This window comes from Vibrio sp. 10N.222.48.A3 (assembly GCF_041475345.1).
Classification (GTDB): Bacteria; Pseudomonadota; Gammaproteobacteria; order Enterobacterales; family Vibrionaceae; genus Vibrio; species Vibrio tasmaniensis_A.
The window spans coordinates 1-440 of the sequence record NZ_JBFRVX010001284.1; the positions used below are offsets into that span (position 1 = coordinate 1).

1 pseudogene is annotated in these 440 nt (G+C 40.5%); it reads right to left on the minus strand.

From position 1 onward, the window contains the following. Positions 1-350: 350 nt before the first annotated feature. Positions 351-440: pseudogene (locus AB4653_RS29135) on the minus strand (DeoR family transcriptional regulator); the annotation flags it as partial.

Sequence of the window (440 nt, forward strand, 5' to 3'; positions counted from 1 at the left end):
CAGGACAAATAATAAAAAAGTGAAACCTAGATCACAGCCAATTAGCTTTCGATTTCAGGCTAAAAAACCTTTCACTTTAGGATAAGTGAAAGTATTTACTTTCACTTATGATTGAGGATTACGCATTGAAAGAGCCATAAAGGCTGACTTTCGCAATTTAACAAGTGAAAGAGAGTGAGAAACTGACTCGATTGGTGGAGTTTCGAAGCCCAGCCTGCGTGAGATCACAAACTGGATTATCTGCTGATATTTTTGTGGTTAGCGAAATGCAAAACCAGCCTCGTTCAGGCTGGTTCTATTCGTTCTTGTAGCACTGATTTGGCTAAAAGGTAGGAAGTTGGAAAGCTGAGTTAATCCACTATTCGCACATCAACACCAAGATCAGTGAGCTGGTCGACGTAAGTCTGAGGAATTCCGCTATCTGTGATTAGCATGTTGAT